Here is a 21,909-nt window from a genome sequence, read left to right as displayed (position 1 = left end):
GCGCCGTCCTAGCAGGGACGCCCGCGATTTTCGATGGTTTTTAGGGAATTGGGTGAACGGGAATCAGGCGTAGCGCCCCAAGACCCGCTTCACCCCCTCGACCAGCTCGCCCACCGGCACGGAGAACTGCGCCTGCGCCTGCCGTTCCTTGTGCTCGGCGGAATCCTTGACGTCGCGGCCCGCAGCGGCGAGCTCGGCGCCGAGGATCAGATCCTTGATCACCACCGTTCCGGCCTCGCGTTCGGACGAGCCTTGAATGACAGCGCAGGTCGCGCCGCGCCGGTCGGCATATTTCATCTGGGCGTTGAAACCGGACGAGCCGAGATAGAGATCGGCCCGGCAGAGCGCCCTACCCTCTTCGTCCTTGGCCTGGCGCAGTTGCGCGACGAAAGCCTGATAGGCCGGCATGAACTCCGGCGACTTGTTGTCCATCGCGGTGACGACGACGAGCGGCAATTCGTTCTTCTGGTCGACGATCGGCGACTTCACCGCCTTCAGCGCCGAATAGAGCCGGGAGACGCCGATCGAGAAACCGGCCGCCGGCACCGGCTCGGGCCGGAAGCGGCCGACGAGACCGTCATAGCGCCCGCCACCCGCGACCGAGCCGAAGCGCACGACCTGCCCGTCCTCATTGGTGACCGGGAAGGTCAGCTCCACCTCGTAGACCGGGCCGGTGTAGTATTCGAGGCCGCGGACGACGGAGGGATCGATGATGATCCGGCCAAGGTAACCGGCCGCAGTGACCAGTTCCCTGATCTGTTCGAGTTCCTCGATCCCGGCCACGCCATTCTCGGCGTCCTCGACCAACTTGCGCAGTTCCACAACGGCATCAGCGGACAACTCGGCCGACCTAGCGCTGTCGGAGGCGGTCGATTTGCCGAGCTCGGCCAGCCGCTGGCCAACGGCGAGATAGCGCAGGATCGTCTCGGCCTGCGTCTCGGACAGGCCCGCGCCCTTGGTGAAATCCCCGCTCTCGTCCTTGCGTCCATCGCGCAGGAGCTTGCCGACCTCTTCGAGTGGGAACTTGTCGGCCTTGTCGACCGCCCGGAGCACCGTTAGGCGCGCACCCCGATCGATGCCGGCTGCATCCATCACGCCGTCGAGCACCTTGCGGTTGTTGACCTTGACGACATAGTCGCCGCGCTTGATGCCGAGCTTCTCCATCGTGTCGGCGGCGAGCATGCAGATCTCTGCATCGGCCGCGACAGAGCTCGAGCCGACAATGTCGGCGTCGAACTGCATGAACTGGCGGAAACGGCCCGGCCCCGGCTTCTCGTTGCGGAAGACATAGCCAACTTGGTAGCCGCGATAGGGTTTCGGCAGCGCGTCGAAGTTCTCGGCGACATGGCGGGCGAGCGGCGCGGTCAGGTCATAGCGCAGCGAGAGCCATTGCTCATCATCGTCCCGGAAGGAAAAGACGCCCTCGTTCGGCCGGTCCTGGTCCGGCAGGAATTTTCCGAGCGCGTCGGTGTATTCGACGAAGGGCGTCTCGACCGGATCGAAGCCGTAGAGCGAGAAGCTCTTGCGGATCACGGCGAGCATGCGCTCGGTCGCGGCGACATCGGCGGGGCCGCGATCGACGAAACCGCGCGGCTGGCGGGCCTTCAGCTTGGCAGGGGCGGACTTGTCGGCGGACATGGGATCTGCGTCTCGGGTGTTGGAATGCTGGAACTGGCTTTGCCCAGCGGGTTAGCCCGCTGAGCCGCCAGGGGCAAGCACGGCCACGCAATCCGGCTAGGCGCAGGCGGCTAAAGCGCCAATCCTTCATCCCAATACGGCGTCGCGCCATAGAGCTCGGCGAGATAGTCGACGAAGGCGCGGACCTTCTGCTCCATGTGCCGGCGGCTCGGATAGACCGCGTAGACGGCCACGCGCTTGCCGACCGAATAAGCCGGCAGCACCCTGGCGAGCGCGCCCGATTGCAGCTCCGGCCCGACATCCCAGGTCGAGCGCAGGGCGATGCCGACGCCAGCCAGCAGCGCCTCGCGCACGACCTCGCTGGAGTTCGTCCGCAGCGGACCGTTGATCTTGACCGCCACCTGGCCCTCGGGCCCGTCGAGGCGCCATTGGTCGGCATTGTGGGCAATGAGGGTGTGGCGCGACAGGTCCTCGATCATCTCGGGGGTGCCATGGCCCGAGAGATAGGCCGGCGTCGCGCAGAGCACGCGGTGGTTCGGCGCCAACCGCTTGGCCACCAGGCTGGAATCGCGCAGATCGGCGATCCGGATCGCCAGGTCGAAGCCGTCGGCGACGATGTCGACGAAGGCGTCGCTCAGGATCAATTCGACATTCACAGCCGGATTGGCGTCGAGAAAGGGCTTGAGATGCGGCGCGACATGCATCCGCCCGAACGAAGTCGGTGCCGAGACGCGCAAGGTCCCGCGCGCCTGCCCTGCCCCGCTGGCGACCCAGGCTTCCGCCTCCTCGATCGAACCGAGGATCGAGACGACCCGCTCGTAGAAGCCCTGGCCGGCCTCGGTCAGCGCGAGCTGGCGCGTGGTGCGCTGGAGCAGGCGCACCCCGAGCCGGTCCTCCAGGCGGCGGATCCGCTTGGAGATGACGGCCGGCGAGAGGCTGAGTTCGCGGGCAGCAGCAGACATGCTCTTGGCCGTGACGACATGGGCGAAGACGTCGAGATCGCCGAACCGGTCCATCCACCCTCCATCTTTTCTCTTTTGGAAACAATCATGCACGTTACTCGCGCTGCGCCCCGCGTGGAAGTATTCTAGAGTCGCGTAGGGTCGGAGCGGGCAAGGACAGAATCTCATGAGTGCGATCGCCTTTCCGGCGCCTGACGCCGGCATCCTCGCCCGCCGCGACGCCATCCTCGCCGGCCTGAGCCAACTGGTCGCGCCCGATGCGCTGATCACCTCCGAGGACGAGCGGCGTCCCTACGAGACCGACGCGCTGACCGCCTATCGCCGCATGCCGCTCGCCGTGGTCCTGCCCTCGACCACGCAGGAGGTCGCTGCGGTGCTGCGCTACTGTTCGGAACAGGGCGTGCCGGTGGTGCCGCGCGGCGCCGGCACCTCGCTCGCCGGCGGCGCGATCCCGCAGGAGGACGCGGTTGTGATCGGCGTCTCCAAGATGAACCGCATCCTCGAGATCGATTACGCCAACCGGGTCGCGAAGGTGCAGGCCGGCGTCACCAATCTCGCGGTCAGCGGCGCCGTCTCGGCCGACGGCTTCTTCTACGCCCCCGACCCCTCCTCGCAGCTCGCCTGCTCGATCGGCGGCAATATCGGCATGAACTCCGGCGGCGCCCATTGCCTCAAATACGGCGTCACCACCAACAACGTCCTCGGCGTCACGCTGGTCATGCTCGACGGCAGCATCGTCGAGATTGGCGGTGGGCATCTCGACGCCCCCGGCTACGACCTGCTCGGCCTGATCGTCGGCTCGGAAGGGCAGCTCGGCATCGTCACCGAGGCGACGGTGCGCATCCTGCGTTCGGCGGAAGGCGCGCGACCCGTGCTGTTCGGCTTCCCGACCAGCGTCGAGGCGGGCGCCGCGGTCGCGGCGATCATCGGCGCCGGCATCATCCCGGTGGCGATGGAGTTCATGGACAAGCCGGCGATCGAGATCTGCGAGGCCTTCGCCCATGCCGGCTACCCGATGGATTGCGGCGCGCTGCTGATCATCGAGGTCGAGGGTTCGGAGGCCGAGATGGACGCCCAGCTTGTCCGCATCGTCGCGATCGCGCGGGAGCACGGCGTCGGCACGGTCAAGGAGAGCAAGTCGGCGATGGAGACGGCGGCTATCTGGAAGGGCCGCAAATCCGCCTTCGGCGCGACCGGCCGCATCGCTGATTACATCTGCATGGACGGGACGATCCCGACCGGGCAACTGCCCTTCGTGCTCGAGCGCATGGACGAGATCATCAAGGGCTATGGCCTGCGCGTCGCCAATGTCTTCCATGCCGGCGACGGCAACCTGCACCCGCTGATCCTCTACAACTGCAATGATCCGGTCGAGGCGCAGAAGGCGGAAGACGCCGGCAACGACATCCTCAAGCTCTGCGTCGAGGTCGGCGGCTGCCTGACCGGCGAGCACGGCGTCGGCATCGAGAAGCGCGACCTGATGACCGTCCAGTTCAACGAGGCCGACCTGCACCAGCAGCAGCGGGTCAGGGCGGTGTTCGATCCGCGCTGGCTGATGAACCCGGCCAAGGTGTTCCCGCTCGAAGGGCGGATCGCAGCCTGATGCTTCACACCCCCACCACAGAGGCGCAGGCATGCGCCGTCGTCGCCTCCATCGTCGAGGCACGTGTTCCGCTCGCCATCCGCGGCGGCGGCACCCGCACCGGCCTCGGCCGGCCTGACAACGCCGTCAGCACCATCTCCAGCGCCGGGCTCAGCGGCATCACCCTCTACGAGCCGGCGGAGATGGTGATCGGCGCCCGCGCCGGCACGCCGCTGAAGCTGATCGAGGAGACGCTGGCGAGCCGAGGCCAGATGCTGCCCTTCGAGCCGATGGACCATCGCGCCTTGTTTGGTACGGAAGGCGTGCCGACGATCGGCGCCGTCGCAGCCGGCAACATTTCCGGCCCGCGCCGGATCAATGCCGGCGCCGCCCGTGACTCGCTGATCGGGATCAAGCTGATCAATGGCCGCGGCGAACTGGTGAAATCAGGCGGACGCGTGATGAAGAACGTCACCGGTCTCGACCTCGTAAAGCTCGTCTCCGGCAGCTTCGGCACGCTCGGCTTCCTGACCGAGGTGACCTTCCGCGTCCTGCCGCGACCGGAACGCGTGGTGACGCTGATCTGGGAGGACCTCGCCGACGAGGCCGCGGTGGCGCTGCTTTCGGGCGCGCTCGGCTCGCCCTTCGAGCCGATGGCAGCGGCGCATCTGCCCGCCGGGATCGGCGCGGAGCAGGCGCGTACCCTGCTCAGGCTGGAGAACTTCTCGGCGTCGATCAGCTATCGCGCCGCAGAGCTAGCGCGGCTGCTCAAAGGCTACGGCCGGCCCGAACTGGTCGAAGGCCGCGCTTCGGATGCGCTCTGGCGCGAGGTCAGGGATGCCGCCTTCTTCGCCGGGACACAGGAGGCCATCTGGCGGCTCTCGCTGGCACCGGGCAATGGGCCGAAGGCGACGGCGGCGATCGCACGGACCGTGCCGGGCGCGCGCTGGTTCTATGATTGGGGCGGCGGCCTCATCTGGCTCGCCGTGCCGGCCGAAGGCGATGCCGGCGCAACTGCGATCCGCGCCGCGCTGAAGCCGTTCGGTGGCCATGCGACGCTGGTGCGGGCGCCCGACGCGGTGCGGGCGGCAGTTCCGGTGTTCGAGCCGCTCTCCGAGCCGCTGATGCGGGTGAGCGCCGGCATCAAGAAGAGCTTCGATCCGGAGGGCGTGTTCGAGCCCGGCCGGATGTATGCGGGCATCTGAGAAGAGACCATGCAGACCAACTTCACGCCCGAGCTCCTCGCCTCCGATCCGCGTCTTCCGGCCTCCGAGAAGATCCTGCGCACCTGCGTGCATTGCGGCTTCTGCACCGCGACCTGCCCGACCTATCTGCTGCTCGGCGACGAGCTCGATTCGCCGCGTGGGCGCATCTATCAGATCAAGGACATGCTGGAGAACGACCGGCCGGCGACGCCGGAGGTGGTCAAGCATATCGACCGCTGCCTCTCCTGCCTGTCCTGCATGACGACCTGCCCCTCGGGCGTGAACTACATGCACCTGGTCGACCATGCCCGCGCCCATATCGAGGAGACCTATGAGCGCCCCGCCGCCGACCGGACGCTGCGGGCCATCCTCTCGGCGATCCTGCCCTATCCCGGTCGCTTCCGCCTCGCCATGCTGGCAGCCCGTCTCGGCAAGCCGCTCAGCGGCGTGCTCGGCGCGCTGCCGGTCATTGGCGCGCGACTGAAGGCGATGCTGGCGCTCGCGCCCTGGAGCCTGCCCGATCGCTCTTCGATGGAGGGGCCGGCCTCCTTCCCGGCCGAGGGCGAGCGGCGCAAGCGCGTCGCCATCCTCTCCGGCTGCGCCCAGCCGGTGCTCGACCCCGGCATCAACGAGGCGACGATCCGCCTGCTCACCCGCCACGGCGTCGAAGTCGTCCTGCCCAAGGGCGAAGGTTGCTGCGGCGCACTCGTCCATCATATGGGCCGCGAGCATGACGCGCTCGCCTTCGCCCGCGGCAATATCGACGCCTGGATGGCCGAGATCGACGGCGAAGGGCTCGACGCCATCCTGATCACGGCCTCGGGCTGCGGCACCACGATCAAGGATTACGGCTTCATGTTCCGCAACGAGCCGGCCTATGCCGATAAGGCGGCGAGGGTCGCAGCCCTCGCCAAGGACGTGACCGAGTTCGTCGAGACACTGGAGATCGCGCCGGTCCGGCAGTTCGATCTCACCGTGGCCTATCACTCCGCCTGCTCGATGCAGCACGGCCAGCAGCTCAAGGACGGGCCGAAACGCCTGCTGGCGCGGGCTGGCTTCCGGGTGAAGGAGGTGCCGGAGGGCCATATCTGCTGCGGCTCGGCCGGCGTCTACAACATCCTCCAGCCGGAGATCGCCGGGCAGTTGCGTGAGCGCAAGATCGGCAACATCCAGCGCACCAGGCCGGACCTCGTCGCCACCGGCAATATCGGCTGCATTACCCAGATCGCGAAAGGCTTCGCCGACAAGGGGGCAACCACGCCGATCCTGCACACCGCGGAGCTGCTCGACTGGGCAACCGGCGGGCCGGTGCCTGCGCGGTTGGCCAAGGCAGGGATCGGGGAAGCGATTCCGGCCGGAGTCATCGCGGCCGAGTGACGTTGGGCGTCACGCTCAGGCTGCCGAGGATGACACCCGGACATGCTGCCTCTGTGCCTCACGCGATTGCCTCGGCCAGCCCAATCGCCGATCCTCCCGCCACCAAGGGAGGACAGGCATGACGTTCGGTTTCATTGAGGGTTTTCGCGTCGAGGTGCTCGACCCGCGCTTCCACCGGATCGTGCCCGGCTCGGCCCGGATGGAGCGGCTGTGGACCGGGGCACGCTGGTCCGAGGGGCCGGCCTGGTTCCCGGCGCACCAGACGCTGGTCTGGTCGGACATCCCCAACAACCGGATGCTGCGCTACGACGCCCTCACCGGTGAGGTCGGCACCTTCCGCCAGCCCGCCCGCAACTCCAACGGCAACACGGTCGACCGACAGGGCCGGCTCGTCACCTGCGAACATGGCGGGCGACAGGTGACGCGAACCGAGCATGACGGCTCCATCACCGTGCTGGCGAGCCACTACCAGGGCAAGCGGCTGAACTCGCCCAATGATGTGGTGGTGAAGTCGGATGGCTCGGTCTGGTTCACCGATCCCGATTACGGCATCCTCACCGACTATGAGGGCGACAAGGCCGAAAGCGAGATCGGCCGCTGCAATGTCTACCGCATCGATCCGCAGAGCGGCGAGGTGACCATCGTCGCCGACGATTTCGTCAAGCCGAACGGCCTCGCCTTCTCGCCCGACGAGAGCGCGCTCTATATCGCCGACACCGGCGCAAGCCATGATCCGCAGAACGGGCCGCGCCATATCCGCAAGGTCGCGGTCACCGGCGAGGGCAAGGCGCTCGGCGCCTCCTCGGTCTTCGCTACCTGCACGAACGGGCTGTTCGACGGCTTCCGCTTCGACGTCGCCGGCCGGCTCTGGAGCAGCGCCGCCGACGGCATCCATGTCTATGACCCGGACGGCACGCTGATCGGCAAGGTGCTGGTGCCGGAGGTCGTCGCCAATCTCTGCTTCGGTGGGCCGAAGCGGAACCGGCTGTTCATCTGCGGAACCACGTCGCTGTACTCGCTGATGACCCACACCAACGGCGTCGGCTGAATCTCCCACGTCATTCCCGTGCATCGCAGAGCGATAAGCCCGGAACCCATGACCGCTGTTGGTTTTCGGGAAGGCGCGGCAATCCCGGCGCTTCCCCTGCTTGGATAGGTGTTCATGGGTTCCGGGCTCGCTGCTACGCAGCGCCCCGGAAAGACGGGTTAGCTTACACTTCCTCGCGACGCTTCTCCGGCTTCACCCAGCCGACGAGGACAGGCATCAGCAGCCCGAGCAGCATGAAGCGCGTCAGGTGATGCGCGCCGACATAGAGCGGGTCGAGCCCCATGGCGAAGGCGAGCATCGCCATTGCCTCGAGCCCGCCGGGCGCGAAGGCAGCCATGGCGCTGGCATAGGGAACGCCGGCGAGCCAGGCGGCTGGCCAGGCGAAGGCGAAGGCGACCGCCATCGAGACGACGAAGCCGCCGATTGCGAGCGGGAACAGCGCCGCGATCTCATTGCGCTTCAGATTGGAGACGCGCCCACCCATGGCAGCGCCGAGCATGACCATCACCGCGATCGCGATCTCCGGCGGCATGGTGCCGTGGACGAGGCCGGTGCCGTGCAGCACGGCGCTCGCCAGGGTCGCCCCAAGGATGAAGGGCGCGGTGATGCCGATGCGCTCGAAGACGAGCCCGGTCACAAGACCGCTGCCGAGCAGCAGCGCCATGTCGCCGACGCTCGCAACGGCGACCGGAGGCGGCAGAGCAAGGGGAGTGCCACCGCTGCTCAGTTTCATGATGCTGGGCAGGACCGCCACCAGGACGAGGATGCGGAAGAGCTGGATCGCCGCGATGCGGCCGATATTGGCGCCCTTGTCCTGCGCCACCGAGATCACCGCCGAAAGCGCGCCTGGAGCAGCGGCGAGCAGCGAGTCGATCCAGCTCCAGCGCGCGACGAAGCGCAGATAGGCGCCGGTCGCCAGCATGATCGCGAGCAGGCCGACCACCAGCACCAGCAGCGAGCCGGGATAGCGCGCCGTCGCAGCAAGCGCCTCGGGTGTTGCGGCCGAGCCGATCAGCGCGCCGGACATCACCATGGTCGAATCGAACCAGGGGCGGCGGAGGTCCGGCAGCGGCCGGGTGATGCCGAGGATCGAGACGACCAGCATCGAGCCCGAGAGCCAGGCCGCCGGAACGTCGAGCAAGGCGAAGAGCGTGCCGCCCAACGCCGCGCAGGCGATCACCACCGCTTCACGCGACAGGGTGCGCAGATGGTAGGGGACGTAGCTGGGAACAGGCATGACGCTCGCGATGCGCCATGGCTGCGCACCGCCGCATCAATGAAGGCCGATGGCCCTCAGGTCAAACGCCCCGTACGCAAGCGGGGCATGACATTGGCGGTCAGCCCGCGAGCGCCTTCTGCAGACGCGCCACCGCCTCATGCAGGTCCGAGGCCTTGCGGGCGAAGCAGAAGCGCAGGCCGGTCTCGCCGCCCGGGCCGAAGGCGGTGCCCGGCGCCAGGCCGACATTGGCCGTGTCGACCAGTTCGATCGCCAATTTGCGGGAATCGGCCCAGCCATCGACGCTGAAGAACTGGTAGAAGGCACCGTCCGGTGCCTGCAGGTTGACGCGGTTGGTCGCCTTCAGCCCTTCCGCGACGATGCGGCGACCTTCGGTAGCACGGGCGATCTGCTCAGCGACGAAAGGCTCGCCCTCCTCCAGCGCCGCGATGGCGGCCCGCTGGACGAAGACCGGCGAGCCGGATGTCGAGTACTGGATCAGGTTCTCGACGATCTGGCCGAAGGCGGGCGGCACCTCGATCCAGCCGACGCGCCAACCGGTCATTGCCCAGTTCTTCGAGAAGGTCTGGACGAAGAGGATGCGATCCTCCTGCTCCATCACGTCATGGAAGGAGGCGGCGCGGGCCGAGCCGTCATAGACGAAGCGGGCATAGATCTCGTCGGCGATGATCCAGATGCCGTATTTGCGGGCGATGGCGAGGATGGCGGCGAGCTCGTCGCGCGTCGCGGTCCAGCCGGTCGGGTTGGCCGGCGAGTTGATGACGAAGGCGCGGGTGCGCGGCGAGATCGCAGCTTCCAGCTTCTCAAGGTCGAGCGTGAAGCGCCCGTCCTTGAACTGCATGGGAACGCAGACCGGATTGGCGCCGGCGACGCCCATGGCAGCGGCGAAGTTCGGCCATGCCGGGGTCGGGATGATCAATTCGTCGCCGACACCCGCGATCAACCGGACAGCGATCTGGACCGACTGCATGCCGGAGCCGGTGACGTAGAAGCGGTCCATGGCGAAGGGGCGGCCATAGAGCGCGGTGTGGTAACGTGCCAGCGCCTCGCGAAGCTCCGGGATGCCGCGCTGCCAGGTGTAGAAGGTCTCGCCATCGGCCAGCGACTTGTTGGCGGCGCGGACGATGAACTCCGGCGTCGGCAGATCGCCCTCGCCGACCCAGAGCGGGATCAGCCCGGGCTTCAGCCGGCCGTGGTTGACGACCTCCACGATGCCGCTCTCGGGGGCGTTGCGCGCCTCGGGGCGCAGGTCGGCGATCAGGCTGGTGCCGGCCGGGGCATGCATGTTCATGGGCGATCCTTCGGGCGATCCGTCACGATAGACATGCACGCCAATCTAACGCAGAAAGCGTCGTAGCGGCATGAAATGACGAGATCGACCCGATCGGTCGCGGTGATGGATCACAGGGGAGCCGGACGATCGGGCCCACCCCTGACAGCCGGTCAGGCCTTCTGCTTCAGCAGGTCGCGGATCTCACCGAGCAGGACGACATCCTGAGCCGGGGGAGCGGGCTCGGCCGGCTTGGCCTCTTCCTTGCGCTTGAGCCTGTTGATCCCCTTGACGACCATGAACAGCACGAAGGCGATGATCATGAAGTTGACGGCGATGGTGATGAAGCTGCCATAGGCCAGGACAGCGCCCTGCTTCTTGGCATCGACAAGAACGGGGGAGGTGACGGCACTGTTGAGGCCGATGAAGTAGTTGGAGAAGTCGACGCTGCCGATGGCGCCGATCAGCGGCATGATGATGTCGCCGACCAGCGATTCGACGATCTTGCCGAAGGCCGCGCCGATGATCACGCCGATGGCGAGGTCGACGACATTGCCCTTGAGGGCAAACTCCTTGAATTCCTTGATCATAGCGCGCCTCTCCGAATGCCGGGCCAGTCTTCGGCATCACCCTGCGCAATGCCGCCCCTGCGGCAAGCTAGAACATGTCTGGCGGCTCTGGAAATCAGCTTTTCACCCTATTCCTCAACCTGTCGTGGAGAACACAGCCCTCCGGGCGGTCAGCCGACCATGAAGGAGCCTGAAGCCGTGACGAACGCTGCGGCAGCGCCCTTCCCGGCTCAGTGCCCGATGCGGCCGGGCGCCAGAGGCTTGAAACGGAAGATGTAATAGGGTGCCTTGTTGAGGCCCTTGCCGTCATTGAAAACAGAGGCTTGGGCGAGCTGGGCCGCCGAGACATACATGAAGCCATCAGGCGAATAGCTGATGCCATCGGGCCAATGCATCGCCTCGCCGACGGCGAAGCGCCGATACTGGCGACCATCGGCAGGGATGACGCCGACCGCCTTCGCCTCCACCTCGGTGAGATAGAGATTCCCCTTGGCGTCGAGCGAGAAGCCGCCATTGTTCGGCTTGGCGGCATAGCGCTCGACCTTCGCGCCGAGCTCGGTCTCGCCCAGCCGCTCGTTGTTCAGGTCGGCGATGCGCAAGCGGTAGACGCTCGTGCCATTGAGCGGGGCGAAGTAGAGCCAGCGGAACTCCTTGTCCGCAGCGATGCCGTCGGCGCCGACCTTGATCATCATGGGCTGGCCATCCTTGCCGGGCACGGTCAGATCCTTGCCTTCGACCGTGATCGGCCGATTTTCCGGCTGCGTGCTGGCATGCCCCTGCAGCACGCGGCGCGCCGCGCCGGTCTCCATGTCGACGATCACCAGCGCCGCCTTGCTGCCGTCGCCGCTTGGCCCGATGCCCTCGTCGGCGATGTAGAATTTACGGTTCTTCAGATCGACGACGAAGTCGTTGTGCTGCGATTCCGGCAGCGACGCCGGGGCCGGAATGTAATAGATTCGATGCAGCCGGTTGCGTTTGGCATCCCAGCCGACGAGCTTCGGCGTCAGCGGCGTGCGCTGCCCCATATCCATCAGCCAGACGATGCCGTTCTCGTCACCGCGCAGGCCGAGCACGCTGTCGAGATAGCGGTCGGTGCCCGGCCGCGGCGTGTTCCAGCTCGCGTCCGGGAACGGCTTGAACGATTTGCGGTCCGGATTGAGCTCGGCGACGCGGATATCGGGTGCGAAGAACGGATGATGGCTGAAGATCACCCGCTTGTCCGGCGTGAAGGTGATGTTGCCGACCGCCTGGGGCAGTTCGGCGAAGACCTCGGCCTTCACCGGCTCCGCCGGCTGCTGGGCATGAGCGAGCTGTACGGCCGCAAGGACGCTGGCCACCAGTGCGGCTGTGCGGGCAATGCGCATGACTTGCCCTCCCTTCAGAAACCTTCGAGAACGATCTTGCCCTTGGCCTTGCCGCTCTCGAGCAAGGCGTGGGCGCGCTTGAGATTGGCCGCATCGATCCGGCCGAAATGCTCGCCGAGCGTGGTCCGGAGCTTGCCGGCGTCGACCATGGCGCCGACCTCGTTGAGCAGAGCGTACTGGGCCTCGATATCGGCGGTGCCGAAGATGGAGCGCGTGAACATCAGCTCCCAATGCAGCGAGACGCTCTTGCGCTTCAGCTTCATCACGTCGATCGGCGCGGGATCGTCGATCAGGCCGAAGCGGCCCTGCGGCGCGATCAATTCGACGATCTCGTCGAAATGCCGGTCGGTCTGCGTGGTCGAGAAGACGAAGGCCGGTGCGCCGATGCCGAGCGCGGCGACCTGAGCGGCCAGAGGCCTGGTGTGGTCGACAACATGGTCGGCGCCGAGCTCCTCGACCCAGGCCTGCGTCTCCGGACGCGAGGCGGTCGCGATCACAGTGACATCGCTGAGCTGCTTCGCAAGCTGGATCGCGATCGAGCCGACGCCACCGGCGCCGCCGATGATGAGCAGCGCATTCGCCGCGCCCGGCACAGGCCTGCGGATGTCGAGCCGATCGAACAGCGCCTCCCAGGCGGTGATCGCCGTAAGCGGCATCGCCGCCGCTTCGGACGCCGTAAGCGAGCTCGGTCGACGGCCGACGATGCGCTCGTCGACCAGATGATATTCGGCGTTGGTGCCCGAGCGGCCGATCGCGCCGGCGTAGAAGACCTTGTCGCCCGGCTCGAACAGTTTCGCTTCGGGTCCGACCGCCTCGACGACACCGGCCGCGTCCCAGCCGAGGATCTTCACGCCACCCGGCTCAGGCTGCGAGCGCAGGCGCATCTTGGTGTCGACGGGGTTGACCGAGATTGCCTCGACCCTGACCAGCAGGTCGCGGCCGGCGGCAACCGGCTTGTCGAGCGTGAGATCGAGCAGCGCCTCGGGATGCTCGATCGGATGGGATGTGCGGTAGCCGACGGCCTTCATCGGAAAATCTCCTGTTGCAGGCCGAGAAATACGGATAGGCTCAACAGGCGCAATACGCACAAATCGGACCAGTAGTATCAAAATGGATACTGTCGGATGCTGAAGACCAAGAAGCGCTATGACTGCGCCGCCGGCTGCCCGGTCGAGGCGACGCTCGACCTGATCGACGGCAAGTGGAAGGGCGTGATCGTCTACCACCTGCTCTCGGGCACGCTGCGTTTCAACGAGATCCGCCGGAAGCTGCCGAGCGCAACGCAGCGCATGCTGACCCGGCAATTGCGCGAGCTGGAGGAATGCGGGCTCGTCAGCCGCACGGTCTATGCGCAGGTGCCGCCACGCGTCGACTATGCCTTGACCGAGGAAGGCCGCTCGCTCGAAGCGATCGTCCGTGCCATGCATGCCTGGGGCGAGCGGCGGCTGGAACGGCTGGCGCAGGTCCAGACAGCAGCCTGAGGACAGGCCGAAAGGCCGATGGCGGCGGCGGCGCTGCGGCGATAGATTTGCCGGCGATCGCCGTTGCAAGGAGGTGGGATGTTACCGGCCTGGTCCGTCGTCCTGAGCGCACTCGGCTATCTGTGCGTGCTGTTCGCGATCGCCCATCTCGCGGACACGGCCGGGCGTCGCCTGATGAGCGGGCGGGCGCGCACGACGATCTATGCGCTGGCGCTCGGGGTCTACTGCACCTCCTGGACTTTCTATGGCTCGGTCGGCTTCGCCAACCGGGCGGGCTTCGACTTCCTCGGCATCTATGTCGGCCCGGCGCTGGTGATCGGGCTCGGACACCGCTTCGTCGCCCGCATCGTCAGCATCGCCAAGTCGCAGAACATCACCTCGATCGCCGACTTCGTCGGCGCGCGCTATGGCAAGAGCGAACGGGTCGCGGCGCTGGTCTGCATCGTCGCGGTGATCGGCGCCCTGCCCTACATCGCCCTGCAGTTGAAGGCCGTGGCGAACTCGCTCTCGGTGTTCTTCGCCGCGGCCGGCGGACCACCGCCGATGACCGACATGCCGGTGCTGAGCGACCTTGCCTTCCTGGTCGCGCTCGTGCTCGCGGGCTTCGCCTGCGCCTTCGGCACCCGCCATATCGACGCGACCGAGCATCAGGACGGGCTGGTGCTGGCGATCGCGGCCGAGTCGCTGGTCAAGCTCGTCGCCTTCCTCGCGCTCGGCGTCTTCGTCGTCTACGGCCTGTTCGACGGCGCCGGCGACCTTTTCGCCCAGGCGGCGCGCGCGGCCGGCGACACGCCGCCGATCTGGGACCGGACCTCGAGCTGGCCGATGTTCCTGACGCTGACGGCGCTGTCCTCCTGCGCTGCGCTGCTGCTGGCGCGGCAGTTCCACATGGCGATCGTCGAGAACCGCGACGTCCGCGACATCCGCCGCGCCGCCTGGATGTTCCCGCTCTATCTCGTGCTGATCAATCTCTTCGTGCTGCCTTTGGCGGCGGCCGGCGAAATCCTTCTCCCGGGAACCGCAATCGACCGCGACATGACCGTGCTGCTGCTGCCGTTGGAGAAGCAGGCTGGCTTCATCGCCCTCTTCGTCTTCATCGGCGGGCTCTCGGCGGGAACGGCGATGGTGATCGTCGCTTCGGTCGCACTGGCGATCATGATCTCGAACCACCTCGTCACGCCGCTCCTGCTGCGCGGCCGCGGCGTCAGCGTCGATCCCGAGCAGGCGGCGGCGCTGCTCGAAGGCGGCCGGCGCCGCAACAGCTCGACCGGCGGCGATCTCGGCTCGCAGGTGGTGCATATCCGGCGGCTCGCCATCGTCGCCGTGATCCTGCTCGGCTACGCCTATTACCGCGCCGCGGGCGAGGCGGCGCTGGTCTCGATCGGCCTGCTCTCCTTCGCTGCCACCGCTCAGATCGCCCCCGCCTTCTTCGGCGGACTGATCTGGCGGCGCGGCACGGCGCTCGGGGCTGCAGCCGGTCTGTCGGCAGGCCTTTTGACCTGGCTCTACACGCTGCTGATGCCGAGCCTCGCTCTGCCTGGCGGATACTGGGCGGAGATCGTCGAGCACGGGCCGCTCGGGATCGCCGCGCTACGCCCCGAGGCTCTGTTCGGCCTGTCGCTGCCCGCCCTGCCGCATGGCGTGCTCTGGAGCCTCGGCATCAACCTCGTCTGCTATCTCGGCTTCTCGATGCTGCGGCCGGCGAGCGCGATGGAGCGCCTGCAGGCCAACGCCTTCGTCGAGTCGGATCGGGCGACCATGGCCCAGTCCTTCTCGCTCTGGCGCTCCAGCGTCACCGAAGCCGAGCTGCAATCGACCATTGGCCGCTATCTCGGCCAGGAGCGAACGCAGCGCGCCTTCGAGGGCTTCGCCCATTCGCGCGGCGAGGTGCTGAACGGGACGCGCGAGGCCGACATCCACATGCTGCGCTTCGGCGAGCACCTGCTCTCCTCCGCGATCGGCGCGGCATCGTCACGCCTGGTGCTGTCGCTGCTGCTGAAACGGCGCAACCTCTCGACCGAGGCCGCGTTCAAGCTGCTCGACGACGCCTCGGCTGCTCTGCAATACAATCGAGACATCCTGCAGAACGGCCTCGACCATGCCGGCCAGGGCATCACCGTGCTCGACCGCGATCTTCGCCTGCTCGCCTGGAACAAGGCCTTCATCCAGCTCTACGACCTGCCGCCCTCGCTGGTCCGCTTCGGCACCGGGCTCGACGAGATCGTGCGCTACAACGCCCAGCGCGGCGCCTATGGCGCCGGCCCGCAAGACGAATTGATGGCGGCGCGGCTGGAAAGCTTCATCAACGACCGCGAACCGGTCCGGCTCAGGCTCTACCCGTCGAAGAACGTCATCGAGATCCGCTCGAACCCGCTGCCCGATGGCGGCATCGTCACGACCTATACCGACATCACCGACTCGGTCGCGGCCGAGGAGGAGCTGGAGCGAACCAACGAGACGCTGGAGAAGCGCGTCGCCGAGCGCACCGAGGAGATCCGGCACGTCAACACCGAACTGCAGCGCGCCAAGGCCGAGGCCGACGAGGCCAATGCCTCGAAGACGCGCTTCCTCGCCGCCGCCAGCCACGACATCCTGCAGCCCTTGAATGCCGCCCGGCTCTACGCGTCCGCGCTGGTCGAGCGCGATCGCAGCAGCGCGCAGCCCGACCTCGCCGAGAACATCGACGCCTCGCTCGACGCGGTCGAGGAAATCCTGACGGCACTGCTCGAAATCTCGCGGCTCGACGGCGGCGCGCTCAAGCCCGAGATCGGCAGCTTCCGCCTCGACGAGCTGATGCGCCAGCTCCAGCGCGAATTCGAACCGAGCGCCCAGGAAAAGGGGCTCAACCTCGTTTTCATGACGACCGCGGCTACAGTCCGCTCCGACCGGCGCCTGCTGCGCCGCCTGCTGCAGAACCTGATCTCGAACGCGATAAAATACACGCCGAACGGCAAGGTGCTGGTCGGCTGCCGCCGGCGCGACGGACAGGTCGCGATCGAGGTGCTCGACACCGGGCTCGGCATCCCCGCGAGCAAGCAGAAGACGGTGTTCCGCGAATTCCAGCGCCTCGACCAGGGCGCCAAGGTGGCCCGCGGCCTCGGGCTCGGGCTCTCGATCGTCGAGCGGATCGCGCGCACCCTCGACCACAAGCTCGTGCTCGCCTCGACGCCGGGGCGCGGCACACGCTTCTCGATCCTGGTCCCGCGCGCCGCGCCACTACCGGCGATGGCGACGACGCAGGCCGCGCGCGGCACGCCGTCGAGCAGCCAGCTCGCCGGTCTCAAACTGCTCGCCATCGACAACGAGCCGGCGATCCTCGACGGGATGCGCCTCTTGCTCGGCGGCTGGGGCTGCAAGGTCGAGACCGCGCGCGATCTCGACGAAGCCTCGGCCATCATCGCCACTGGCGGTGTGCCGGACGTGCTGATCGCCGACTACCATCTCGACCATGGCGAGAACGGTATCGCGCTGATCTCGGCCCTGCGGCAGCAGGTCGGCGGATTGCCGGCGATCCTTTTGACGGCGGACCGCTCACCGGAAGTGCGCGAAGAAGCAGGAGCGCTCGATATCCACGTGTTGAACAAGCCGCTGAAGCCCGGCGCCCTGCGGGCGCTGCTCGCGCAATGGCGCGCGACCAGGCTGGCGGCGGAGTAACGAAGAGCGTCATGCCCGGGCTTGCCCCGAGCATCTCAGGCAGGATGAGGAGCCCGCCCGCGCCTTCTCACCCTGAGATTCTCGGGTCTACGCTTCGTTCCGCCCGAGAATGACGGCGTATCACGCTTCCGCCGTAGCCCCCGCCTGCCGCAGCGCCTCCTCGGCCGCGAGGAAGGCGGCAACCTCCGGGTTCGGCTCCGGGCTTTCCGCCGTCACTCCCATCTCGGCGAAGAGGCGCGCTGCGGGCACATAGGCCCTGCCCTTGCGGTCATAGAGCGCAGCGCGCACGAGCGCGACCGCGGCAACGATCTCCTGGCCGTCGCGCCCATCGGCGAGAATGCGATGCTGGATCACCACCCAGCCCTCGCTCCAGCAGATCAGCCGCGTCTCCAGCCTCAGCGCCCGGAACAGGCGGACTTCGCGGCGGAAGCGGATCGTGCCGCAATTGACTACCGGCACCCAGCCATGGCGCAGGATGGCACGCCAGAGGCCGCTGCGCAGCATCAGATCGGCACGGCCGAGGTCCATCAGCCCCCAATAGCGGGCATTGTTCATGTGCAGGCTGGTGTCGAGATCGTGGAACCAGACCCTGAAGGGCAGGACCGAGGCCTCGAAAGGCGGCTTCAGCTTCGGCTGGAACGGGCGCGTCAGCAGCAGCCAGATGAGGCGGAACCAGAGATTCATCGGCAGCGTCCCGGGGGAAGATAGTTCAGTTGTAAACATTTTTGCGCGTGCGGCCAAATCGCTTCGCCGCACCTGTCGGAGGCAGCCTCGATCGTCATGGTCGCTCCCTGCGCAACAGCATGTTGCGCTGCACGATCCTGCGGCGCGAGACGCAGCGACAGCGCCGCCATGCGGATAAAGCGGGGGTACGCGCAAGATCATGCTTGCCAAGCGCGCTTTTTCCGCAGAAGCATCTGCGCTTTCCGGCGACAGCGCCAGACGCCGCCGGCCCAAGGGACGACGCCCCAGCGATGCAGATCGAACTCGACTCGCGCGACAAGACGATCCTGCGCATCCTCCAGAAGGATGGCCGGATCACCAATTCGGACCTGGCCGAGAAGGTCCATCTCTCACCTTCGGCCTGCCTGCGCCGCGTGCGCCAGCTCGAGGAGAGCGGGCTGATCCGCGGCTATGTGATGATGCTCGACGAGCGCATCGCCGGCTTCCCCGGCACCGCCTTCGTCTTCGTCACGCTGGACCAGCAGGGCCGCGCCTCGCTGGAGAGCTTCGAGAAGGCCGTGCAGGACCTGCCCGAGATCCTCGAATGCCATCTGCTCGCCGGCGCGCACGACTACCTGATGCGGGTGATCTATCGCGACAGCGCCGATTTCGAGCGCATCCACACCGATATCATCACGCAATTGCCGGGCGTCACCCGGGTCCAGTCGACGCTGACGCTGCGCACGATCAAGAAGACCTCGGCTCTCCCCATGTGACATGTGCTGTCAGTCACGGGGTTGCGGGAGCGGGCAGCAGAGTCGATAACGGCCGCCCAACAGGAATCGCGCCCGTGACCGACGCCAAGACCAATGCCGATGTCGCCGGCCTGCCTTTCGAGGCGGCCTTGAAGGAGCTGGAGGGCATCGTCGCCCGGCTCGAACGCGGCGATGTGGCGCTCGAAGAGTCGATCGACATCTACACGCGCGGCGAAGCGCTGAAGGCGCGCTGCGACGCGCTGCTGAAGCAGGCCGAGGCCCGCATCGAGAAGATCACGCTCGGCGCCGACGGCAAGCCGACCGGCACCCAACCGCTCGACGTCGGCAACTAGGAGCGCCGCCGGCGCGCCGCGAGATGCGAACCACGCCCTCCATAGCGAGCCGGCCCCTCGCAGCCCCGCCGCCCTTCGAGCTCGCGATCGCGCTCACCGGCGAGGACCGCGTCGCAGCCGCGATGCATCTCTACCGCGACCTGATCGCGAGGCGGCGGCGCAACGTCCTGATCGTCACAGGCATCGCGCTGCTCCTGATCGCGGTCGGACAGCTCTCGACGTCATGGGGTGGGCGCGGCCGCGGCGACTTCGCCCTGATGGGCCGCAACTTCCTTGATGCGCTCGTCGGCCCGACCGGTATTCTGCTGGCGGCCTTCGCCCTGGCGGGCGGCATCGCCTACGTCTTCTTCGGCGCCTCCACGCGCCATCGCCTGCGGCGCTGGTATCGGAACGAGGGCCTGGTCGCTCCGATGCCCTGCAGCTACCGGCTGCATGACAGCGGCCTCGACAGTAACGAGCCTTACCACCGCAGCCATATCCCGGCCTGGCGCCTGCGCCAGCTGGCCGACGGCGCCGAGCACTTTTTCATCGAGATCGAAGGGATCGACGATCTCGTCGCCTTGCCAAAACGCGATCTCTCCGCCGAGCAGCAGGCACAGCTTCAGGATTGGGCACGGTCCTGCATCGGGCACGCCGCTGCCCCTGCCCCCGGGATAAGGGAGCAATCTGAGACACCGCCAGCGGAGGAGGCGCTCGACCTGCGCTTCCACCTGACGCTCGAAGACCGGACCGCCGCCGTCATCCGCCAGCAGGAGCGGTTCTGGCCACGCAGCCGCCTGCTGCGTCGGACCACGTTCGGCCTCGTCCTCGCCCTGCTGCTGGTGCCCGCGGTGATGCTGGTCCTGTGGAGCATCGATCCGGATCGCGTCCCCTTCGAGCTCGCCCTGCCGCTCTTCGCCGAGATGGCGGTGAAGACATTCTGGCCGATCTCCGCCGCGCTCTGCGGCCTTATTCTGCTCGGCCACTTCGCGACGCCGCTGTTCATGCGCCTCAACGCCAGAAGCCTTGCCAGGACGCTGCACCAGCGGGTGAGCGACGACGAGGTCCGGGTCCTGATCTCACCGGAGGGCGCCGCGAGCCGACAGCGCGGCCTTGAGAGCAGCTATGACTGGGCAGCGTTCACCGGCGTCGAGCGGCGCGGCGACCACATCTTCGTCGTCCTGCGCCGCGGCGATCCGCTGGTGTTGCCCGTGCGCGTCCTCAATTCCGACCAGATGCAGCTCTTCGATCGACTGGCGGCCACGCATATCGGCCGCCCCGGAGAGGCCGCATGACCGGACGCCACGATATTGCGCTTTGCATCGCCCTGCTCGGCGGTGCGCTTCTGGCCGACCCTGCTGGCGCCGAGCCGCTGCCGCTGCCGGATGGGCTGATGGCGGATCTGCCCGAGGGCTGGCGGGTCGACGGCGCCGCCGAGGGCGAGACCGGAAAGGATGGCCGGACCCGCATTCAACTTGTCTGCGAGACTGCGGCCTGCAAGCGCACGCAGGAGACCTGCACGGTCCTGATGCGGTCCCAGCCCGTCGCCGGCACGGATGACGCCGCCCGGCTCACCTCGCTCTATGCCGCACCGATGGACCGCTATTTCCGCATCCGCGCCGTGCTGCGCAGCACCAGCAAGGATGCGCAGGTGCTGCAACCACTCGAGCGCGTTTTACTAGGGCCGCGCGACTGGTGGGCGATCGAGACCGACGCCCGCCACAACTACAAGTCCGGGCTGTTCGCGGAGACGGTGATCGACGGGCGCTATCTCGGCATGATCTGCAAGACCTGCGAGACCGGCAGCGAGCGCCACCAGGCCGGCCGCGCCATCATGGCGAGCATCAGGCCGGCGGACTGAGCACGGCCGCTTCGCCGAGCACCGCCTCGATCAGTCCCGCGACATGCCGGACCGCCGGATCGCGCTCGCTGCGCCGATGCCAGGCCAGATGTAAGGGGAAGCCCTCGACCGCGACCGGCGGCTCGAAAGTGACGAAGCGACCGGTTTCATCGGGCGGTAGGGTCCGGCTCGGCAGAAGCGCGATCAAATCGGAAGCCAGCAGCAGAGGCGGTACGCTGAGAAAGCTCGGCACGACCAGGCCGATATGGCGCTTGCGGCCGAGCCGGGCGAGCGCCTCGTCGAGCGGGCCATGCGTCTCGCCGCGGCCAGAGACCAGTACATGCGGAAAGGCGAGCCAGCGGTCGAGATCGAAGCCGGCGGCCGCCCGGTGATCCCGGCGCATCGCCACGACATAGCGCTCGCGCAGCAATTCCGTTCGCGTGAAGTCGGCATCGATCGTCGGGAAGACCGAGATGGCGAGATCGGCCCGCCCCTGCGCCAGCGCCTCCAGCGTCGCCTGCGCGCCCTGCCAGGGCAGGACGGCGAGGGTCAGCCCCGGCGCCGTCCGCATCAGCCGCTCATAGAGCCGGCCAGTCACCAGGGCGGGTGGCAGCTCGGCCGTCATCACCCGGACGGTCTGCTTCAAGCTTTTCAGATCCGGCTCCGGCGCATCGAGCAGCTCCGTCACCTGGGCGAGGATGTCGCGCAGCGGCTGCTGCAGCGCCTGCGCCTTCGCTGTGAGGCGCATCCGGCCCCTGCCCCGCAGCAGCAGCGGATCGCCGAAAAGATGGCGGCAACGCTCCAGCGCGCTCGATGCCGCCGGCTGCGACAGGCCGACCCGCTCAGCCGCGCGCGAGACATGCGCCTCGTCGAGCAGAGCGTCGAGGATGACGAGGAGATTGAGGTCGATCGCCCGCAAATTCATGGAGCCG

General features: G+C 67.4%; 19 protein-coding genes. 10 read left to right on the top strand and 9 right to left on the bottom strand.

Annotation, left to right across the window (positions count from 1 at the left end; all coding sequences use genetic code 11):
• Positions 1–63 precede the first annotated feature (63 nt).
• A complete protein-coding gene (hisS, locus tag ACQKLX_RS26220; protein ID WP_427364499.1) occupies positions 64–1,638 on the bottom strand; it encodes a histidine--tRNA ligase in 1,575 nt (524 codons plus the stop codon).
• A 110-nt stretch (positions 1,639–1,748) separates the two neighbouring features.
• Entirely contained in the window at positions 1,749–2,654 is a 906-nt protein-coding gene (locus ACQKLX_RS26215) for a LysR family transcriptional regulator (RefSeq protein ID WP_427364498.1), read from the bottom strand.
• 112 nt (positions 2,655–2,766) lie between these two features.
• Between ACQKLX_RS26215 and ACQKLX_RS26210 the strand changes: the two genes are divergently transcribed.
• The 4 genes from ACQKLX_RS26210 (at position 2,767) to ACQKLX_RS26195 (ending at position 7,812) form a co-directional block, all read left to right on the top strand.
• The gene (locus ACQKLX_RS26210; RefSeq protein WP_427364497.1) at positions 2,767–4,203 is read left to right on the top strand and encodes an FAD-binding oxidoreductase; all 1,437 of its coding nucleotides are present in this window, start codon (positions 2,767–2,769) and stop codon (positions 4,201–4,203) included.
• Positions 4,200–5,387, top strand: coding sequence for an FAD-binding protein (locus ACQKLX_RS26205; RefSeq protein WP_427364521.1), 1,188 nt, complete (start codon positions 4,200–4,202; stop codon positions 5,385–5,387). The genes ACQKLX_RS26210 and ACQKLX_RS26205 overlap by 4 nt, the downstream gene beginning before the upstream one ends.
• 9 nt (positions 5,388–5,396) lie before the next feature.
• Positions 5,397–6,764, top strand: a complete 1,368-nt coding sequence (gene glcF, locus ACQKLX_RS26200) for a glycolate oxidase subunit GlcF (protein WP_427364496.1) — start codon at positions 5,397–5,399, stop codon at positions 6,762–6,764.
• A 118-nt stretch (positions 6,765–6,882) separates the two neighbouring features.
• Positions 6,883–7,812 carry an SMP-30/gluconolactonase/LRE family protein gene (locus ACQKLX_RS26195; protein ID WP_427364495.1) on the top strand — a complete coding sequence of 310 codons (930 nt, stop codon included), beginning with the start codon at positions 6,883–6,885 and terminating at the stop codon, positions 7,810–7,812.
• Between the two features lie 163 nt (positions 7,813–7,975).
• Here ACQKLX_RS26195 and ACQKLX_RS26190 read toward each other — a convergent pair whose 3' ends face one another.
• From ACQKLX_RS26190 to ACQKLX_RS26170, 5 genes are all read right to left on the bottom strand, one after another.
• Complete coding sequence (locus tag ACQKLX_RS26190) at positions 7,976–9,049, bottom strand: AbrB family transcriptional regulator (RefSeq protein WP_427364494.1); 1,074 nt, start codon at positions 9,047–9,049, stop codon at positions 7,976–7,978.
• 100 nt (positions 9,050–9,149) lie between these two features.
• Complete coding sequence (locus tag ACQKLX_RS26185; RefSeq protein WP_427364493.1) at positions 9,150–10,340, bottom strand: pyridoxal phosphate-dependent aminotransferase; 1,191 nt, start codon at positions 10,338–10,340, stop codon at positions 9,150–9,152.
• Positions 10,341–10,492: 152 nt separating this feature from the next.
• Positions 10,493–10,909, bottom strand: coding sequence for a large conductance mechanosensitive channel protein MscL (gene mscL / locus ACQKLX_RS26180; protein WP_427364492.1), 417 nt, complete (start codon positions 10,907–10,909; stop codon positions 10,493–10,495).
• Between the two features lie 209 nt (positions 10,910–11,118).
• The gene (locus tag ACQKLX_RS26175) at positions 11,119–12,252 is read right to left on the bottom strand and encodes an L-dopachrome tautomerase-related protein (RefSeq protein ID WP_427364491.1); all 1,134 of its coding nucleotides are present in this window, start codon (positions 12,250–12,252) and stop codon (positions 11,119–11,121) included.
• A 14-nt stretch (positions 12,253–12,266) separates the two neighbouring features.
• The gene (locus ACQKLX_RS26170) at positions 12,267–13,280 is read right to left on the bottom strand and encodes a zinc-binding alcohol dehydrogenase family protein (RefSeq protein ID WP_427364490.1); all 1,014 of its coding nucleotides are present in this window, start codon (positions 13,278–13,280) and stop codon (positions 12,267–12,269) included.
• A 96-nt stretch (positions 13,281–13,376) separates the two neighbouring features.
• Between ACQKLX_RS26170 and ACQKLX_RS26165 the strand changes: the two genes are divergently transcribed.
• Together ACQKLX_RS26165 and ACQKLX_RS26160 are read left to right on the top strand one after the other, a co-directional pair.
• Positions 13,377–13,733: a winged helix-turn-helix transcriptional regulator gene (locus ACQKLX_RS26165; protein ID WP_427364489.1), complete on the top strand. Its 357-nt coding sequence runs from the start codon at positions 13,377–13,379 to the stop codon at positions 13,731–13,733.
• A 78-nt stretch (positions 13,734–13,811) separates the two neighbouring features.
• Positions 13,812–17,387: a PAS domain-containing hybrid sensor histidine kinase/response regulator gene (locus ACQKLX_RS26160; protein WP_427364488.1), complete on the top strand. Its 3,576-nt coding sequence runs from the start codon at positions 13,812–13,814 to the stop codon at positions 17,385–17,387.
• Between the two features lie 120 nt (positions 17,388–17,507).
• Here the strand turns inward: ACQKLX_RS26160 and ACQKLX_RS26155 are convergent, their stop codons facing one another.
• Complete coding sequence (locus ACQKLX_RS26155; RefSeq protein ID WP_427364487.1) at positions 17,508–18,071, bottom strand: thioesterase family protein; 564 nt, start codon at positions 18,069–18,071, stop codon at positions 17,508–17,510.
• 290 nt (positions 18,072–18,361) lie between these two features.
• Between ACQKLX_RS26155 and ACQKLX_RS26150 the strand changes: the two genes are divergently transcribed.
• The 4 genes from ACQKLX_RS26150 (at position 18,362) to ACQKLX_RS26135 (ending at position 20,998) form a co-directional block, all read left to right on the top strand.
• On the top strand, positions 18,362–18,826 hold the full coding sequence (locus ACQKLX_RS26150) for an Lrp/AsnC family transcriptional regulator (protein WP_200964529.1): 465 nt from the start codon (positions 18,362–18,364) through the stop codon (positions 18,824–18,826).
• Between the two features lie 74 nt (positions 18,827–18,900).
• On the top strand, positions 18,901–19,158 hold the full coding sequence (locus tag ACQKLX_RS26145; protein ID WP_057187566.1) for an exodeoxyribonuclease VII small subunit: 258 nt from the start codon (positions 18,901–18,903) through the stop codon (positions 19,156–19,158).
• A 23-nt stretch (positions 19,159–19,181) separates the two neighbouring features.
• Positions 19,182–20,432, top strand: a complete 1,251-nt coding sequence (locus ACQKLX_RS26140) for a YcxB family protein (RefSeq protein WP_427364486.1) — start codon at positions 19,182–19,184, stop codon at positions 20,430–20,432.
• Positions 20,429–20,998 carry a hypothetical protein gene (locus ACQKLX_RS26135; RefSeq protein WP_427364485.1) on the top strand — a complete coding sequence of 190 codons (570 nt, stop codon included), beginning with the start codon at positions 20,429–20,431 and terminating at the stop codon, positions 20,996–20,998. The genes ACQKLX_RS26140 and ACQKLX_RS26135 overlap by 4 nt, the downstream gene beginning before the upstream one ends.
• Here ACQKLX_RS26135 and ACQKLX_RS26130 read toward each other — a convergent pair.
• Complete coding sequence (locus ACQKLX_RS26130) at positions 20,982–21,902, bottom strand: LysR family transcriptional regulator (RefSeq protein WP_427364484.1); 921 nt, start codon at positions 21,900–21,902, stop codon at positions 20,982–20,984. The genes ACQKLX_RS26135 and ACQKLX_RS26130 overlap by 17 nt on opposite strands.
• Positions 21,903–21,909 lie beyond the last annotated feature (7 nt).

Origin of the sequence: Allobosea sp. NPDC003192, from assembly GCF_050275675.1 — a bacterium.
Lineage (GTDB): Bacteria > Pseudomonadota > Alphaproteobacteria > Rhizobiales > Beijerinckiaceae > Allobosea.
This window is presented reverse-complemented; position numbering and strand designations above follow the sequence as displayed.

What these genes read in the sequence shown, in the direction of transcription:
- hisS (WP_427364499.1), bottom strand. Translation starts at nt 1,638, where the DNA reads ATGTCCGCCGACAAGTCCGCCCCTGCCAAGCTGAAGGCCCGCCAGCCG.
- ACQKLX_RS26215 (WP_427364498.1), bottom strand. Translation starts at nt 2,654, where the DNA reads ATGGACCGGTTCGGCGATCTCGACGTCTTCGCCCATGTCGTCACGGCC.
- ACQKLX_RS26210 (WP_427364497.1), top strand. Translation starts at nt 2,767, where the DNA reads ATGAGTGCGATCGCCTTTCCGGCGCCTGACGCCGGCATCCTCGCCCGC.
- glcF (WP_427364496.1), top strand. Translation starts at nt 5,397, where the DNA reads ATGCAGACCAACTTCACGCCCGAGCTCCTCGCCTCCGATCCGCGTCTT.
- ACQKLX_RS26195 (WP_427364495.1), top strand. Translation starts at nt 6,883, where the DNA reads ATGACGTTCGGTTTCATTGAGGGTTTTCGCGTCGAGGTGCTCGACCCG.
- ACQKLX_RS26190 (WP_427364494.1), bottom strand. Translation starts at nt 9,049, where the DNA reads ATGCCTGTTCCCAGCTACGTCCCCTACCATCTGCGCACCCTGTCGCGT.
- ACQKLX_RS26185 (WP_427364493.1), bottom strand. Translation starts at nt 10,340, where the DNA reads ATGAACATGCATGCCCCGGCCGGCACCAGCCTGATCGCCGACCTGCGC.
- mscL (WP_427364492.1), bottom strand. Translation starts at nt 10,909, where the DNA reads ATGATCAAGGAATTCAAGGAGTTTGCCCTCAAGGGCAATGTCGTCGAC.
- ACQKLX_RS26175 (WP_427364491.1), bottom strand. Translation starts at nt 12,252, where the DNA reads ATGCGCATTGCCCGCACAGCCGCACTGGTGGCCAGCGTCCTTGCGGCC.
- ACQKLX_RS26170 (WP_427364490.1), bottom strand. Translation starts at nt 13,280, where the DNA reads ATGAAGGCCGTCGGCTACCGCACATCCCATCCGATCGAGCATCCCGAG.
- ACQKLX_RS26165 (WP_427364489.1), top strand. Translation starts at nt 13,377, where the DNA reads ATGCTGAAGACCAAGAAGCGCTATGACTGCGCCGCCGGCTGCCCGGTC.
- ACQKLX_RS26160 (WP_427364488.1), top strand. Translation starts at nt 13,812, where the DNA reads ATGTTACCGGCCTGGTCCGTCGTCCTGAGCGCACTCGGCTATCTGTGC.
- ACQKLX_RS26155 (WP_427364487.1), bottom strand. Translation starts at nt 18,071, where the DNA reads ATGAATCTCTGGTTCCGCCTCATCTGGCTGCTGCTGACGCGCCCGTTC.
- ACQKLX_RS26150 (WP_200964529.1), top strand. Translation starts at nt 18,362, where the DNA reads ATGCAGATCGAACTCGACTCGCGCGACAAGACGATCCTGCGCATCCTC.
- ACQKLX_RS26140 (WP_427364486.1), top strand. Translation starts at nt 19,182, where the DNA reads ATGCGAACCACGCCCTCCATAGCGAGCCGGCCCCTCGCAGCCCCGCCG.
- ACQKLX_RS26135 (WP_427364485.1), top strand. Translation starts at nt 20,429, where the DNA reads ATGACCGGACGCCACGATATTGCGCTTTGCATCGCCCTGCTCGGCGGT.
- ACQKLX_RS26130 (WP_427364484.1), bottom strand. Translation starts at nt 21,902, where the DNA reads ATGAATTTGCGGGCGATCGACCTCAATCTCCTCGTCATCCTCGACGCT.